9 protein-coding genes are annotated in these 17,136 nt (G+C 54.6%); 7 read left to right on the top strand and 2 right to left on the bottom strand.

Translation table 11 applies throughout. The features are described from left to right. Nucleotides 1–121 precede the first annotated feature (121 nt). On the top strand, nucleotides 122–730 hold the full coding sequence (locus FDW88_RS12920) for a class I SAM-dependent methyltransferase (protein ID WP_137362700.1): 609 nt from the start codon (nucleotides 122–124) through the stop codon (nucleotides 728–730). Between the two features lie 6 nt (nucleotides 731–736). Here the strand turns inward: FDW88_RS12920 and FDW88_RS12925 are convergent, their stop codons facing one another. Together FDW88_RS12925 and FDW88_RS12930 are read right to left on the bottom strand one after the other, a co-directional pair. Then, nucleotides 737–1,690 carry a GlxA family transcriptional regulator gene (locus FDW88_RS12925; protein ID WP_137362701.1) on the bottom strand — a complete coding sequence of 318 codons (954 nt, stop codon included), beginning with the start codon at nucleotides 1,688–1,690 and terminating at the stop codon, nucleotides 737–739. 18 nt (nucleotides 1,691–1,708) lie between these two features. After that, a complete protein-coding gene (locus FDW88_RS12930) occupies nucleotides 1,709–2,485 on the bottom strand; it encodes an MBL fold metallo-hydrolase (RefSeq protein WP_115259307.1) in 777 nt (258 codons plus the stop codon). A gap of 343 nt (nucleotides 2,486–2,828) precedes the next feature. Here FDW88_RS12930 and FDW88_RS12935 point away from each other — a divergent pair, with 343 nt between their 5' ends. The 6 genes from FDW88_RS12935 to FDW88_RS12970 all read left to right on the top strand — a co-directional run bounded on the left by FDW88_RS12935 (nucleotide 2,829) and on the right by FDW88_RS12970 (nucleotide 17,128). After that, nucleotides 2,829–4,448: a ShlB/FhaC/HecB family hemolysin secretion/activation protein gene (locus FDW88_RS12935; protein ID WP_137362779.1), complete on the top strand. Its 1,620-nt coding sequence runs from the start codon at nucleotides 2,829–2,831 to the stop codon at nucleotides 4,446–4,448. A gap of 12 nt (nucleotides 4,449–4,460) precedes the next feature. Beyond that, entirely contained in the window at nucleotides 4,461–14,366 is a 9,906-nt protein-coding gene (locus FDW88_RS12940) for a hemagglutinin repeat-containing protein (RefSeq protein WP_137362702.1), read from the top strand. A 253-nt stretch (nucleotides 14,367–14,619) separates the two neighbouring features. Beyond that, nucleotides 14,620–14,874: a hypothetical protein gene (locus tag FDW88_RS22690; protein ID WP_249354885.1), complete on the top strand. Its 255-nt coding sequence runs from the start codon at nucleotides 14,620–14,622 to the stop codon at nucleotides 14,872–14,874. Between the two features lie 704 nt (nucleotides 14,875–15,578). Next, nucleotides 15,579–15,824, top strand: coding sequence for a YmjA family protein (locus FDW88_RS12960; protein ID WP_115259298.1), 246 nt, complete (start codon nucleotides 15,579–15,581; stop codon nucleotides 15,822–15,824). Between the two features lie 74 nt (nucleotides 15,825–15,898). Continuing rightward, complete coding sequence (locus FDW88_RS12965; protein ID WP_096758143.1) at nucleotides 15,899–16,375, top strand: cold-shock protein; 477 nt, start codon at nucleotides 15,899–15,901, stop codon at nucleotides 16,373–16,375. 258 nt (nucleotides 16,376–16,633) lie between these two features. Beyond that, entirely contained in the window at nucleotides 16,634–17,128 is a 495-nt protein-coding gene (locus tag FDW88_RS12970) for a molybdopterin-dependent oxidoreductase (protein WP_137362704.1), read from the top strand. Nucleotides 17,129–17,136: the final 8 nt, after the last annotated feature.

The raw sequence follows: 17,136 nt of genomic DNA on the forward strand, positions 1-17,136 counted from the left end.
GTTTTGGCGTATTTGTGGTTGGGTTCTGCGAGGCGCATTCCAGGGCCAGTGACGCGTGATAGCGGGCATGGCGTCTTTATGCTTAACATGATGGCAGAACGAGTAAAACAGTGAGGAAATCGTGAGCGACTCTGCGGCCCAGAACATTCTGTCTATCTACCGACGCCATGCTGATGCCTTTGCCAGCCAGCGTTCACGCACGCTGTTTGAGAAACCGTGGCTGGATAAGTTCATCGCGGTACTGGGCGGGAAGGGCAGTATTGTGGATATCGGCTGTGGGAATGGTCAGCCGATTGCCGGGTATTTTATCCGGCAAGGTTTTCACCTAACAGGAGTGGATGGTTCCGCGGCGATGCTGGCGCGCGCCCGGCAATCTTTTCCCGACCAGTGCTGGCTGGAGCAGGATATGCGTGAGCTCGCGCTTGATGGCACCTTTGATGGCCTGATTGCGTGGGACAGCTTTTTCCATTTACCCCAGCAGGACCAACACAGGATGTTTCCGATCTTTGACCAGCTCAGTCATCCCGGCAGCGCGCTGATGTTCACCAGCGGTACCGGAAACGGCATCGCAATGGGGCAATTTGAAGGTGAGCCGCTGTTTCATGCAAGCCTGGCGCCCGATGAGTACCGTGCATTGTTGTCCGCGCACGGCTTTGAGGTCATTGACGTGATCATGGAAGACCCACAGTGCACCGGGCATACGGTGTGGCTGGCGCAAAAAAGAGGCTGAGCCTGTTTACGCTGCGCCGCGGAAGGTCTTGCGCCATTCAGCCGGGCTGACGCCGAAGTGGGCTTTAAAATGCTGGCGCCAGGTGACCGGAGAGAGAAAACCGACCTGTTCAGCAATACGTTCGACGGGTAACGAACTGGACTCCAGCAGCTCCTGGCTGCGTCGCAGGCGCTCGGTAATAAGCCATTCGGCCACGCTTGACCCGGTGGCCTTCATAAAATGGCGGGTTAGGGTGCGACGGCTCATCATCACCCGCTGCGCCAGCGTGTCGAGGTTATGCTGCTCGTGGAGGTGCTGGCGTAAATAATCGAGCAGGGTGTTAATGCGCTGATCCTGGGTATTTTTCGCCACCGGCTGATCAATAAACTGCGCCTGTCCCCCTTCGCGGTGCGGTGGCACAATCATCCGTCGGGCAATCTGGTTCGCTACCGTGCTGCCAAAGTGCTGGCGGATGACGTACAAGCAGCAATCCAGTGCGGCGGCGGTACCTGCCGAGGTAATAATACCGTCGTCATCAACGTACAGGGCGTTGATATCCAGACGCGCCGCCGGGAAGCGCGTCTGAAAATCTTGCTCAAATTCCCAGTGCGTCGCGGCCCGCTTTCCGTCTAACAGGCCCGCGTAGCCGAGGACAAACGCGCCCAGACACAGCCCGACAATCTGTGCGCCGTTTTGCCGCGCGCAATTGAGGGCATTGAGCAGACCCTGCGGCGGGCGATGCCCGGTAGTGCCCCAGTAGGGGACCACTACAATATCGGCTGCCGTCACCGCCTCATAACCGTGAGAGGCGGTGACGGAGAAGCCATCCTGCGAAGATACGATACCGGGCTTTTCGGCGCATATCTGCACCTCAAAGCGCTTTTTCGCCGCCATTTTGTCACTGAAAATTATGCACGGCACCGAAAAATGAAACGGGCTGAAATCTTCCACGGCGACAATGGCGACGGTAAGCGAGCGCATACGATTCCTCTGTTGGCATTAAAAGGTCAGGGTTTCCCCATCTTCCGGCACGTTGACGAATTGCGCAATCTGGTTGTCGAACGCATATTCTTTCAGCGCCGCGCGCGTCAGCAGGCAGTGGTTAATGGCTTCCATATGGGTCGCCACAATCTGCGCTTCAGGCAGCACAAAGTGGGTTTTTAGCACATCTTCCGCGCCCATAATGATCGGCCCAAAGCCGATGACGTGGGCAAAACCGGCGTTCAGTACCACGACATCAGGCTGGAAGGTCTGCATATTGGCCTCTACCTCATCGCGCCAGATAGTATCGCCAACCAGATACAGCGTTTTTTCTGCTGTATGCTGGAAGATAACTCCGCAGGCGTCACCCAGGCGTTCTGCCATTTGCGGCACGGCGTAGGCGCGATCCGACCCGTGCTGGCCGCCGGTTTTACGCAGGGTGATGTCCCCCAGCGCGGTATTTTCTGTCAATACGCTCAGTTGGGTGAACCCCTGTCCTCGCAGCACCTGCGCATCCTGATCATTTTGTACGTAGATCGGCTTGTCTTTCGGCACAACGCGCGCGGCAACCTCGTCCCAGTGATCTTCATGCAGATGGGTGACGATCAGCGCATCGACGTTAAGCAGGGTGTCGATGTCAACGGGCAGCTCCACGGTCGGATTGCGGATCTCTGCGCGCGCCGTTCCGGCAAAACCCGGATACGCACCTTTCGGGGCCAGCATTGGATCAACGAGGAAGGTCTTGCCGCCAAAGGTGATGTGCAGTGTGGCATTACGGATTTGCGTGATGTTCATGGTGTTTGCTCCACGTGTTGGGTCAGTGGTGTCATCCTGGAGTGTTGTCCAGAAGATGAATGTGGGCAAATGGGCGACTAGCGATGGGATTGGGCCAATCGCTGGGAAAATAAAGCCCTCCAGGTGAAAACTTGATATTTAAGCCGGGCACTTTTCCTAAAAAGCAATAGGAAAACGGTTACAAACTGAATATCACTGTGTCATTTATTTACATTTTGTGCCTTTTAACCTAGTTTGCTCATTTTTTAACAGCCATGATGGGTTATGGAAAGTGGGGCTGCGGGTGAAGATCAGGGACGTCGGGATTACTTTTTTACTGTCAGGGTGGGCTCTGTCATTGACCATGACGGGGCACGCTGCGCCTTTATCACCTGCCGATCGCAGTTCAGTTCAGCAACAGCAGCAGCAATTACTTGATGAGAACCAGCGTCAGCGCGAAGAGTTAGGCCGTAGCGTTGTCCTCCCTCAATCGGAAAAAGCAACGCTTCCTGCCACGCCCTCTGGGGCCTGTTTTACGACCTCTCGTATCGATATTGAGGGCGCAAGCCAGTTATCACCCAAAGCCGCCAGAAAACTAACCGCACCGTGGGTAAATCAGTGTCTGGACATCGCTCGCCTGACGGCGCTGACGAACGCGATTTCTGACTGGTACATCAGCCGCGGTTTTATCACCAGCCGTGCTTTTTTAACCGAGCAGGATCTCTCCTCCGGTGTGCTGCGCATTACGGTACTTGAGGGAAAATTGCAGGAGATTCGTCTCGAAGGTGTCCCGTCACGCACGCTGAAAATGACCTTTCCTGGGCTGGAAGGAAAGATTCTCAATCTGCGCGATATTGAACAGGGTATGGAGCAATTGAACCGGGTTCGCCAGACGCCGGTTGAAATAGAAATTTTACCTGGCAGCCAACAAGGCTTCTCGATAGTAAACCTGACGGCTGCGCCTGAATCGCCGCTTACTGGCTCAGTCAGTTTTGATAACAGCGGGCAAAAGAGTACCGGAACGGGGCAACTGAGCGGGGCGTTATTTGCCAATAACCCGTTCGGCCTGGCGGATAAATGGTTTATCAGCGGTGGGCGCAGCAGCGATTTTTCCAGCAGTAAAGATGCGCAGAACGTTGCTGCGGGCGTGAGCATTCCTTACGGCTACGGGCTATTTGATTACAACTACAGCTGGAGTAATTACCTCAGCACCATTGATAACAATGGCTATGCCTGGCGTTCAACTGGCGACAGCGAAACCCATCGTCTGACCGGCACCTGGGGGCTGTTTCGCAATGGTGATATCAAAACCGCGGCAGCGCTGGGCCTGACGCATCGAATTAACCGTAACAAATTGAATGATGTCCTACTGGAAACCAGTAGCCGCAAGCTTTCCAGTATTTCGCTGGGTATCAACCATACGCAAAAAATCGCCTCCGGCGTTGCCACGCTTAACCCCACGTTTACCCAGGGTGTGCCGTGGTTTGGCGCAGAGAATGACAATAATAAACAGGGTGATGTCCCGAAGGCAGAATTTCGCAAATGGAGCGCTAGCGGCAGCTTTCAACGCCCATTGACAGAGAATCTGTGGTGGCTGAGCAGCGTCTATTTTCAGTGGTCACCGGACCGCCTTTACGGCAGCGAACGCCTGACGCTGGGCGGTGAAACGTCAGTTCGTGGCTTTAAAGAACAATACATTTCCGGGGATAACGGCGGCTACTGGCGCAACGAAGTGAATTATTCGCTCTTTACGTTGCCGGTATTTGGGCAGATTGGCGCGATGGCGGCATTCGACGGAGGCTGGCTGAAACAGGATGGCTTTGATAGTTCAGCCTCCGGCACGTTGTGGGGCGCTGCGCTGGGATTAACCAGTTCAGGGCGCTGGTTCTCCAGTCAGTTTACCGTTGGAACGCCGGTGAAGTACCCGGACTGGCTGGCACCGGATCATCTCAATATTTATTACCGCGTGGCCGTGGCATTTTAAGGAAGCAGGATAATGACAAAGGATCAGATTCGTTTCTCTCAGCGTGTACTTAGTGGGGTATTGAGCGCCCTGTTGGCCACGCAGCCGCTGTTTCCGGCCATTGCCGCCACCATCACTCCTGTCGGCAATACGCAAATGGATAAGGCGGCCAACGGTGTTCCGGTAGTGAACATCGCTACGCCGAACGCGTCCGGGATTTCACACAACAAATATAACGACTACAACGTGGGAAAAGAGGGGCTGATTCTTAACAACGCCACCGGGCAATTAAATCAGACCCTGCTTGGCGGCATTATCCAGAACAACCCGAACCTGCGTTCAGGAAAAGAAGCGACAGGGATCATCAACGAAGTTACCGGGAATAGCCGTTCACAGCTCCAGGGCTATACCGAAGTCGCGGGGAAAGCTGCCAACGTCATGGTCGCCAACCCCTATGGCATTACCTGTAACGGGTGCGGATTTATCAACACGCCTAACGCCACCCTGACTACCGGTAAACCGGTGTTAGATGCTAACGGTAATCTGCAGTCGCTGGATGTAAGCAAAGGCAGCATTACCATCGAAGGCAAAGGGCTGGATGGTAGCCAGAGCGATGCGGTGTCGATTATTGCCCGCGCCACGGAAATCAACGCGGCACTGCATGCAAAAAATCTCAGTGTGATAGCCGGAGCTAACCGCATAACGGCGAAGGGGCAGGTGAGTCAACTGCAAGGCGAAGGGGATGTACCGAAAATCGCGGTAGATACCGGTGCGCTAGGCGGAATGTATGCCAACCGGATCCGTCTGGTTTCCAGCGAGAAAGGTTTGGGGGTCAACCTCGGGAATCTGAACGCCCGTCAGGGTGATATCACGCTTGATGCAAATGGAAAATTAACCGTTAAGTCCAGCCTGGCCAGTGGGGCTGTTTCCATGAAAGGGCAAGAGGTTGCGCTTTCTGGCGATCATAAAGCGGGGGATAATTTATCCATCACCAGTCAGGGTGCTATCGCCCTGACTGATAGCGCCCTGGTCAGTGATAAAAACCTGCAGCTTACTGCGCAAGGAACGCTGGTGCAGAATGGCGGTGCGCTTACTGCGGGTCAGGATATTGTGCTGACGGCCGGCGATATAGCCCAGCAGCGCGCGGCGCAAATGGATGCCGGCGGAAATGTTTCGCTGACCGGGCGCAATCATGTTGCCACGCAGGGAACGGTCACTGCCGGAAAACAGCTGAGTGTGAAGGCGGATTCGCTGAGTAACAGCGGCCAATGGAGTGCGGGGGATGCCTCCCGTATTCAGGGTGGCAGCGTGACCAACAGCGGTGTGATGCAGGGGAAATCGCTGGATATTGCCGCCACGCGTGATGTTAATCTTAGTGGTCAGCTCAATGCGGCAGATACGCTGACGATTAAAGGCCAGCGTATCTCTACAGCCACGGATGCTCAGGTGCAAAGTGGGAAGAATATCGCCCTGCAAGCCGAGATGGTACATCTGAACGGCACCCACGCGGCGAAAAATGACCTGACCGTGACGGCAAACACCCTCACCCATGACGGAAAATCGAGTGCCACGCAGATGAACCTGAACGTGGCGCAAACAATCACTCAAAACGGCACGCTGTTGGCAGACAACCTCAGTCTCGACAGCCAGCATATTGCTAACAGCGGCCTGCTGCAGGGTAACGCGGCGTTGAATCTGCGTACCGATAATCTGCAAAACCTGAGTGGCGGTACGATCTACAGCCTTACTGCTCTGGCGCTGGACATTCCGTACCTGACTAACGACGGGATTATTGCTACCGATGGCGATCTGCGCCTTGGTGGTCTTCAGTTGATTAACGCTGGCGACATTCAGGCCGACACGCTTGAGCTGCAACTGCGCGATGCGATAAATAATTCTGGGCGTCTGCTCGCGCACCAGAGTGCGCAACTCACGGCGCAAACGCTGGAAAATAGCGGCATGCTGGTGGCGAATACTATCACTCTCGACGGAAACACTGTTCAGAACGGTGGTCTGGTTCAGGGGAATGATAGCGCATTGATTTCTGCGGGTGCTCTGACGACGGAGACGACGGGGCAATGGCTAACCGGTAATGCGCTGACGGTGAACGCGGGTACGGTAGAGCACGCCGGGGTGATGCAGGGGAATACCCTTACATTGGCAGCCGATGCGCTGAATAACAGCGGTGTGCTCAACGGGTTAGGTGGCCTGGAAGGGACACTGACCGGGCAACTGACCAACGTCGGACAAATTCAAAGCGGCGGCGGACTCTCGCTCACCGCAAACGACCTGATCAGCGCCGGGCGTATCGTGGGGGATTCGCTCATGCTTGCGGCAACGACGCTGCGCAACAATGGCTTGTGGCAGGGGGCGAACGGACTGGCTTTACGCGGCGATACGCTTAGCACAGGCACGACGTCTCTGACGCTGAGCGGCGGCGCGCTGACCGTTGATGTCGGTACGATGATTACGCAAGGTACGTTACAGGGACAACAGGTCGCGGTGACGTCTGATGACTGGCAGCACGCGGGTTCGTTGGTCAGCCTTGGTGCGCTGACGGCTGACATCAGTAACAGATTTGCCCTGCCGGGCGAATTGATGAGTCAGGGAGCCATGTCGTTAGCTGCACAGCAGTTGAATAATGCCGGAAACATCCTCAGTGAAAGTGACATTACGCTTGATGGTCAGCAGCTTACAAACACTGGGGTGGTACAGGGAAATACCCTGACGCTAAGCCAGGATCGTATTCATAACCAGGGCGTATTGATTGGTCTGCAAAGCCTGACGGTGGCAGCCCCGCAGCAGGAACTGATGAATGCGGCGGGCGGGTCGCTGCTAACCCAGGGAATGCTGAAAGTGACGTCCGGTGATGTGACCAACGCAGGAACGTGGCAGGGGCAGTCGATTCTGCTCAATGCGCAGTCGCTGATTAATAGCGGAGCAATCCAAAGCGCAGACGCGCTACAGCTTATGCTCGTCAAAAATCTCACTTCTGCCGAGGGCAGCAAAGTCACCGCCCTCGGCAATGCCACGCTACAGGCGCTATCCCTGACGAATAACGGGCAATGGGCGGCGAGTTATTTGACGTTAAACGGAACAACGCTGGATAACGCCGGGGCAATCAGCGGGGTCAATGGCCTGACGTTAGCCATGAATGGCGCGGTCAGCCAACAGGCGTCGGGCAGCATGCTCACCGGCGGTGCATTGGATCTCAATGCGGCATCGGTGGCTAACGCGGGCAGCATTCAGGGGACGACGCTAAATATAACGTCCGGCGCGTTAACCAATGGCGGACGCCTGCAGGGGGATAATGACGCCACGCTGGCGCTGAGCGGTGACCTGACGAACCTGGCGGGTGGTGAAATTGTCAGCCGTCAGGGACTGACGATTGCCACGCCCATACTGTTTAACTACGGCGTGATTCAGGGCGGCGGCAACACGCGTCTTAACGCCACAACCCGAGCGCTGAATGAGGGGCAGCTGCTTTCCGGCGCCGAGTTGAGACTCACCACGCCGCAGTATTCCGGCGCGGGCTGGCTACAGGCGACAAATCTCATTCTGAATGCGGCAACGGCCACCAACAACGGGAACTGGCTTGCCGACAGCGCAACGCTGACGGGCAGTCAGTTCACTAACCAGGGGACGACGCAGGCGGGACAACTGACGCTCAATTACCAGCAGTTGACCAATAACGGTACGGTGTTAGGAACGTCCCAACTGACCGTTAATGCCGATCGGGTGAGCCAGAATACGGCTGGCAAACTGTTCAGCGGTGGCGATTTGACTCTCAATAGCCAATCTCTGGACGCCTTCGGGCAGGTGGTTGCGCTGGGTAATCTGACGCTGAAACTGGTGAATGCGTTCACCGCCAACAGTACGCTTGCTGCGGGCAACACGCTCACTGTTAACAGCGAGGGTGCCATCGACAACCGCAATGTCATGCAGGGGCAGGTGGTAAACCTGACCGCGGGCGGGCAGTTGAGCAACAATGGGCAAATTACCACCGGCAGCGGTACGAGCAGCCTCAGCGGCAGCAACGTGGCGCTTAATGCCGCCGGAACGGTACAGGGTGGGGGTGACATCATGGTCACCAGTCGCGACACTATTACCGTAGACGGTTTTACCGGCACGCGCGGAACGCTCACGCTCAATACACCGGGGGCGATCATCAACACGGCGCTGCTGTATGCGGCAAATAACATGGCGCTGTATGCCGACTCTATCACCAATCAGCGCGGCGATATTCTTGCGGGCAACAGCCTGTGGATGCAGAAAGATGCGGCGGGAAATGCCAACCGCGAGGTCATCAACACCTCCGGCACCATCGAGACGCAGAGCGGCGATATCACGATTAAAACCGGACATCTTCTGAACCAGAGGGACGGGCTGGTGGTAAGTAATGGTAACACTGAAGATCTGACACAACAGTATGCATGGCTGAATGAGGGATATGCCGACATTCCTCTGTCAGAACTTATTCTGGGAACTGACTACGGCTATGTTGTTAGTCGATCCTGCAGCGGAGGCGGTAGCCCAGGGCACGGCGCAGGCCCAAACTGTAGCGATGTCGCAATACCCCTGGCGATGAAAAACAGCCCTGCGAAAGAGATCGCTATTTCACGTTCTACCCTTTCAGTCTCCGCAAACGGCGGTGCCGGGCGCATCAGCGCCGCGCGCGGGATGGTAATCCAGGCAGATCATCTGGAAAATAATGCCAGCACGCTGCTTGCGGGTGGGGATATGTCCCTTTCCGGTTCAATCCTGCAAAATCAGTCCTGGACTGACGGTACAATCACCCGTTATCGGACGTATGTTGCTGAGCAATCAGGTTTTACCTGGGAGACCCCTGCCGCTTCGGTAGACGCGGATAGATATAATAGCGGCCCGATTCACTATATCGCTCAGGGTAATGACCGGGAGGAAACCTCTGGAGGAACGGCATACCGCGCTGTTATTCAGTCTGGCGGAACAATTCTGGCTAATTTTTCGCAGGATATCAGCAATACCACAACCACCCCGAGTGCGGGTGGGGCGATAAATACCCTCGTTACCCCAGCCCTGAATACTCTCAGTAACCAGACCATCGACGCCGGGGTGCAAAAGCAGACACTGGCAGATAGTGAAGCGGTTAGCGTTAATTCGCCGCAGTGGAACGATCAACTGCAAGATGCCCTGCAGCAGATTAACGGTGGCACGCTGGATGCCGGGAATGTCGCGGATGCAACGCTGGACACCGTCTCTACCGATAAGAACAGCCAGATTAATCAGGGGGAAGCGGTGGATACCAGCGCGTATCCATTGCCTTTTGGTCAAAACGGCTACTTTGTTGTCTCTGACGATCCTCAAAGCCCGTACCTGATCAACATTAATCCTAAGCTTAACGGCCTGGGTCAGTTGGATCCGGCTCTGTTTGCCGAGTTGAACGTACTGCTGGGGATTACGCCTGGCGATGCCCCACGTGAAACCAACCGCGCCTATACCGATCAAAATCAGTTCCTCGGATCGGCGTATATGCTGGACCGTCTCAACCTGAATCCGGAATACGATTACCGTTTTCTCGGTGACGCGGCGTTCGATACCCGTTACGTCAGTAATGCGATGCTGAATCAGACAGGAAGCCGTTATATCAACGGTATAGGTTCCGATCTCGATCAGATGCGTTATCTGATGGATAGCGCCGCCAGCGCACAGCAGTCGCTGGGGCTGAAATTTGGCGTGGCCCTGACGGCGGAGCAAATTGCCTCTCTTGAGCAGAGCATGCTGTGGTGGGAAGCGGCGACCGTCAACGGTGAAACGGTGATGATACCGAAGCTCTATCTGTCGCCGAAGGATATCACCGTCAATAACGGGAGCGTCATCTCTGGAAATAACGTCCAACTGGCAGGCGGCACTATCACTAACACCGGCAGTACGCTGCTGGCGAATAACACCCTGACCCTCGATAGCCAGAATAGCATTAACAATCTCAACAATGGCCTGATGCAGGCCGGGGGCAACCTCGACCTGAGCGCTATTGGTGATATCAATAACATCAGCGCCGCTATTAGCGGAAAAACGGTTCAGCTGGCAAGTCTCGACGGCAGCATTAATAACCTGACGCAGGTGGAGCAGATAGACATCAATGCGTGGGATAAATACGGCAATGTGAGTTTTAAAGACACGCTGCTGGGCACGACGGCGTCGATTACCGCACAGGATGGGCTGTCGCTCTCGGCAGGCAAGAATATCACCGTCACGGGCGCAACGCTTTCGGCGGGCGATTCACTGCAGATGAATGCCGCGGGAGATATTGCGGTGAATGCGAATCACATTAACGATGCGCAGAGCCATGCCGGACGCTGGACTGACGAGACCAGCCGTTCATCACAGGGCTGGCAGGGAAGTAGCATCAGCGCAGGAGGGGACCTTGGCATCAATGCCGGGAATAATCTCAACCTGACGGCAAGCGACGTGAACGCTGGCGGTAGTGCGGTGCTGACTGCGGGTAACGATCTCAACCTGAATGCGGCCACCACGCTTGAGAACAGCCGCGACGGGGGCAGTGAATCGCACCGTTCCGGGCTGGATCGCACCACTATTTCTGCGGGCGATAACCTGGTCCTGATCGCGGGTCAGGATATTAACGCCCACGCGGCGGGCCTGGCGGCGGAAAATGATGTGGGTCTGCAGGCCGGACGCGATGTCAATTTGCTGGCCGAGGCCACGGCCGAAGGCGACAGTTACCGCGCGAAGAAAAAAACCATCATCAATGAGTCCGTGCGCCAGCAGGGAACGGAAGTTGCCAGCGGTGGCGACACGGTCATTATCGCCGGGCGCGATGTGAATGCGCAGGCAACCGATGTGATTGCTCAGGGGGATATCGGCGTAGCGGCGGGCCGGGATGTGAATCTCATTACGGCGACGGAAAGTGACTACCACTACGAAGAAACCACCAAAACCAAAAAAGGATTCCTCAATAAAAAGACCACCCACACGATTGAGGAGGACAGCGCCACGCGTGAAAAAGGCACGTTGCTGAGCGGTGACAATGTGACTGTAGCTGCCGGGAACAACATTCTGGTACAGGGCTCAGCCGTCGTCGGTGATGGCGATGTGGCGCTCGGTGCCGGAAACAACGTCGATATTATTGCCGCAACCAATACCGACACCGCATGGCGATTTAAAGAAACGAAAAAAAGCGGCGTGATGGGAACAGGCGGCATCGGTTTTTCCATCGGCAGCAGTAAAACCACGCATGATTTGCGCGAGCAGGGCACCACCCAGAGCGAGAGCTTCAGCACGGTCGGGTCAACCGGCGGCAACGTCAGCATTACCGCCGGTCAGCAGGTACACATCGGCGGTGCGGATATCATCGCACAGAAAGATATTGCCGTGCTCGGCGACAGCGTGGTGATTGAGCCCGGCCATGACAAACGTACCCGCGATGAGACGTTTGAGCAGAAGAGCAGCGGCTTGACGGTGGCGCTGTCAGGTGCAGCAGGCAGCGCAGTAAACAGCGCGGTGCAAACCTCACAGGATGCTAAGGGGGAGAGCGATGACCGTCTGGCGGCGCTGCAGGCCACCAAAGCGGTGCTTTCTGGCGCGCAGGCGGTGCAGGCGGCAGCGGTTGCCCGGGCCAGCGACAAAGCGGACAGCGGGCTGGGTATCAGCGTCTCGCTGACGTCGCAGAGCGCCAAATCTGAACAGCATACTCAGACGGATACCGTGACGGGCAGCACCCTGAATGCCGGGAATAACCTGATTATCGCCGCGACGGGCAGCGGCCAAAGCGGCAACAGCGGCGACATCCTGATCGGCGGCAGCCAGATAAAGGCGGGCGGGGACACCACGCTGGTGGCGGCGAACGATATTGTGCTGAGCGGTGCGGCAAACACCCAGCAGACGACGGGCACAAACAGCAGCAGCGGGGGCGGGGTGGGCGTCGGTATCGGCGTCAACGCAGACAGTTACGGCATCAGCGTCTTCGCCAACGTCAACGGCGCAAAAGGCAGTGAAAAGGGCAACGGCACGGCGTGGACGGAGACCACGCTGGACAGCGGCGGTACGGTTTCGCTGGTCAGCGGGCGTGACGCCATCCTGAACGGGGCGCAGGTCAGCGGTGACAGCGTGGTGGCTGACATCGGTGGCGACCTGTGGATGAGCAGCGCCCAGGACAGCAATGACTACCGGTCGAAGCAGAGCAGCGCGGCGGCCGGGGGCAGCTTTACCTACGGCAGCATGTCCGGCTCAGGCTATATCAGCGCCAGCCAGGACCAGATGAAGAGCGACTATGCCTCGGTGCAGGAGCAGACGGGGCTGTTTGCCGGTGACGGCGGATTTGACGTGACGGTGGGCGGGCACACGCAGCTGGACGGCGCGGTAATCGCTTCGACGGCGACGGCGGATAAAAACAGTCTGGACACCGGGACGCTGGGTTTCAGGGATATTCATAACGAAGCGGACTTTACGGTCAGCCATGCGGGAGCCAGCGTGAGCGCTGGCGGTGGAGACACGGGCGGCGGGTTCAAAGGCAACATGCCGGTCGGGATGGTCACGGTCGGGGGCAACAGCGGTCATGCGGACGGGACGACGCAGGCGGCAGTATCGGCAGGAACGGTGACGGTTCGCGACACGGCGAATCAGCAGCAGGATGTGGCGGGTCTGAGCCGTGATACGGAGCATGCGAACGACAGCATCAGCCCGATTTTTGACAAAGAGAAAGAGCAGAAGCGGCTGCAGGAAGTGAGCCTCATCGGGGAGATGGGCAGCCAGGCGGCAGATATCGCGCGGACGCAGGGGGAGCTGAATGCGCTGGAGGAAGCGCGGAAGGTTTACCCGGATAAAACGGCGGAAGAGCTGAAAGAAACGCAGACCTGGCGTGATGCACAGGCAGAATATGGTACAGGGAGTGATTTTCAGCGTGGTATTCAGGCGGCGACGGCAGCGCTTCAGGGGCTGGCGGGCGGAGATGCCGGCGCGGCGCTGGCGGGGGCATCGGCCCCGTACCTGGCGAATATTATTGGTCATGATTCGGGATTAAGCGATGATGCGGCGCTGATAGCGCATGCGATACTGGGTGGCGCGGCAGCGGCGATGCAGGGAAACAGCGCGGCGGCGGGAGCTGCAGGGGCCGTCACGGGCGAACTGGCGGCGAAAGCGATAATGGAGGCGATGTACCCGGATAAGCAGGTCAGTGAGCTGAGCGAAGCGGAAAAGCAGACCATCAGCATGCTGGCGAGTCTGTCCGCGGGAATGGCGGGCGCTCTGGCGGGAGACAGTACGTCGTCTGCGGCAGCGGGCGCGCAGGCCGGGAAGAATGCGGCGGAGAATAACCTGATGGGTGGGAGTGAGGATGCGCAGGCAGCATGGATACGTCAGCATGGGATAGATATGGCGAGTTGTTCGGATAATCCTGGCGGAGCCGCCTGTCAGAAAGCGAAAAATGAGCGTGATGCGGTAGGGCTGGCGCTGGCAACAGGTACAGTGGCTCTGCTTCCTGGCAGTGCTCAGGCGATGTGGGGACTTGGCGCGGGGGCAAATGCAGGAATTGGCTACCTGGCGGATGGTTCGGTTGACCCTTCCAGCGCGGTAGTGGCTGGCTGGGTGAATGTGTTCAGTATGGGGAATCGTGTGGTGGGAACGGTAGGCTGGAATGCGGCGGGTGGTGCATTTGGTAACTGGATTGACAACAAAGATCCACTGTCTGGGGCGATTATTAATGGCGGGGGATCCGCAATAGGGTATGGCGTAGGAAAAATTATCCAACGACCATTAGAGAATATAATTAACCCGGGTTGGAAAAACTGGGAATGGGTCGATATAGGTAAAGGTATTAGCAAACCTTTACCACTAAACCCAGCTCCAGAAATTTCTGGGAATATTGGTTCTTCTGTTGGTTCTGAAGGCGCAGGTGTTATTCTTCAGGAGCAAATTAAAAATCAACAGGAGCAGAAAAAATGAAATCATTTCATCCTCTATTGCGATTTCTTATGTCTTTTCTGTTATGGTTTATTTGTGTGTTTATTACAACAATATCAATATTTTTTCTCTTGAGAGTGATTTCCTATTATTTGATTGGAGGTCGTTTTTTATTCTCTTATAGTGATGTATTAAATGCTTTGAAAATTGGTGGATATTGCTCATTCTTATGTAATGCAGTAAGTTGGTTTTTACATTGGCGTAACAATTAAATTTAGTTGTTGAGAATAACCTGATGGGCGGGAGTGAGGATGCTCAGGCAGCATGGATACGTCAGCATGGGATAGATATGGCGAGTTGTTCGGATAATCCTGGTGGAGCCGCCTGTCAGGAAGCGATAAATAAACGTGATTCAGTGGCATTTGCAATGGCCTCAGCAGGGCTGACTTATCTGCCGGGAGGGATGCAGCTAACTGCAGGAATTGGTGGGACAGCCAATGCGGGTATTCAGTATCTTGCCAATGGCACAGTCAATCCAACAGAGTCCTGATTGCCAGTTATGTTGGAGCATTTACTGCAAGTACGGGAGTCTGGGGAACAGTAGGCTGGAATGCGGCGGGTGGTGCAACGTCAAGTTATCTGAACGGAGATGATCCATTTAAAGGTGGTGTAATAAGTGGTGCCGCTTCGGGTATCGGATATGGATTAGGTAAGGCTGCCACAATTTCATTAGATAAATGGGTTCATACATGGAAAAATTACGAGTGGGTTAATATGGGGATGGGAGTAAGTAAACCATTACCTTTATCACCAATACCTGGAACATCTGGTAACGCTATATCATCAATCATAACAGAAACAACAGGGCAAGGCGGTTCTAAAACTACTAATAATTTACAGTGAGGAACTGGGAATGAAAAATAACTTCTTTCGATGGTTCGTTGTTTTCATTACTCTGATGATGGCTATGAGTTCAATTTCATTTTTTGCACTTTTTATTAAGCCTGTTGTTTCCTATTTTGAAACAGGAGTTATTAATGTATCCGTTATTAATTATTTTTTCTGAGTATAAAAATGGGGTCATTTAAACGTAATGAGATTTATTAAATGCGAAGTGGTTCCAGAAAATATTGCGGATATATGAAACATATTGCAGTCAATAAAACAGATCGCTAACGGTGAAATAAGAATGCTATCATTCACCTCAGACGCGGCAGACAACTGCTGGCACACGCATTCACCCCGGAGCACCTGATGAACAACGACATTCCGCTAAAATATTATGATATCGCCGACGAGTACGCGACCGAGGCCGCAAAGCCGGTTAGCGACGCAGAACGCGACGCGCTGGCGCACTACTTCCAACAGCTGATCGTCCGTTTGATGAACAACGAAGAGATCGGCGAAGACGCGCAGCAGGAGATGGCAACCGTGGCCGGGATTGACGCACAGCGTATCGATGATATCGCCGAGTTCCTCAACCGCTGGGGCAACGAGTAGCCAAAGACGTGGCCGATGTTTTACACTGCGCGCAAATTTTACGAGTATGACGTTTTAATCAGGCGGAAACAGCAATGAACGGAACAATCACAACGTGGTTTAAAGATAAAGGCTTTGGATTTATCAAAGATGAAAACGGCGATAACCGCTATTTTCATGTGATTAAGGTTGCTAATCCTGAGCTGATCAAGAAAGACGCGGCGGTGACCTTCGAGCCGACCACTAACAACAAAGGCCTGTCAGCCTATGCGGTGAAAGTGGTGCCCGACAGCAAATACATCTATATCGCGGGTGAGCGCCTGAAACTCACGGCGATCAAGTCCTGGGTGGTGTATAGCGAAGAAGTGCCGGTTGAAACCCGCATTGATAAAGAAAATGCGGTGCTGTCCGTGGGCGCGCTGATGAACAGCATTAAGCCGAAGTCAGACGTCAAGCCTGGCGAAATGCGTTCGCTGAAAAAGCTGGCCATCACTACTTTCCAGGGTACGACGCTGATCTTCTCGGAAGATGAGATAGACATCGAAGAAACGGTAAAGCTGCTTAAAGTCTAAAGCGCTCCAGGCTGAACGTGTGCCGAAATTCTGCTCATTTTATGAGCGGGGTTTCGGTTTTTTTTGGCCTGCATGGTGGCAGGCGGACATTGTCTGAGCTATTAATTAGTATAAAAATGGAGTGATGGCTAACCTGTTGATTTTGATGATTTAAAATATGAATGGGTTTATTGCACCAATAATATCCAGGCAGCATATGTAAATAGCATTATAACTAAATTATAATTCATTTACATCCGGTCGGCAGGCGAGGTTAAAATGCGATTAATGGTTATGTTGTTAAGCTTTGTCGTCTCCACACAGCTCTGGGCGGGTGAACTTTCTAAACCTGCCGGTAAAGCCCTTTTAACGCTGTCCGGTAATATAGAAAATACAAATGAAGACGGGAAAGCCGTTTTTGATATTGCCAGCCTTGAGAAGCTGGGCATGGTCAGTTTCCAGACCACCTCGCCCTGGTATAATGGGCGCACTACCTTTACGGGTATTCCACTGCAAAAGCTCATGGATTATGTTGGCGCGAAAGGTTCTGTGGTTAAGGTCACCGCGCTCAATGACTACACCACGATTATCCCACTCAGTGATTTCAAAAAATATAATGTTATCCTTGCTGTAAAAATCAACGAAAAATACATTCGCGTCCGTGATAAAGGTCCCTTATTCATTGTGTACCCCTATGACAGCATGCCTGAACTGAATAATCAGGTTTTTTATGCACGCTCAGCATGGCAGGTCAGCAGAATGAATATTGAGTAGGAGTTCAG

This window comes from Citrobacter sp. wls829, from assembly GCF_005280825.1.
GTDB classification, from domain to species: Bacteria; Pseudomonadota; Gammaproteobacteria; order Enterobacterales; family Enterobacteriaceae; genus Citrobacter; species Citrobacter gillenii.

Coding starts and splice junctions, on each gene's coding strand:
- FDW88_RS12935 (WP_137362779.1), top strand. CDS start 2,829: ATGACGGGGCACGCTGCGCCTTTATCACCTGCCGATCGCAGTTCAGTT.
- FDW88_RS12930 (WP_115259307.1), bottom strand. CDS start 2,485: ATGAACATCACGCAAATCCGTAATGCCACACTGCACATCACCTTTGGC.
- FDW88_RS12965 (WP_096758143.1), top strand. CDS start 15,899: ATGAACGGAACAATCACAACGTGGTTTAAAGATAAAGGCTTTGGATTT.
- FDW88_RS12960 (WP_115259298.1), top strand. CDS start 15,579: ATGAACAACGACATTCCGCTAAAATATTATGATATCGCCGACGAGTAC.
- FDW88_RS22690 (WP_249354885.1), top strand. CDS start 14,620: ATGGGCGGGAGTGAGGATGCTCAGGCAGCATGGATACGTCAGCATGGG.
- FDW88_RS12925 (WP_137362701.1), bottom strand. CDS start 1,690: ATGCGCTCGCTTACCGTCGCCATTGTCGCCGTGGAAGATTTCAGCCCG.
- FDW88_RS12940 (WP_137362702.1), top strand. CDS start 4,461: ATGACAAAGGATCAGATTCGTTTCTCTCAGCGTGTACTTAGTGGGGTA.
- FDW88_RS12970 (WP_137362704.1), top strand. CDS start 16,634: ATGCGATTAATGGTTATGTTGTTAAGCTTTGTCGTCTCCACACAGCTC.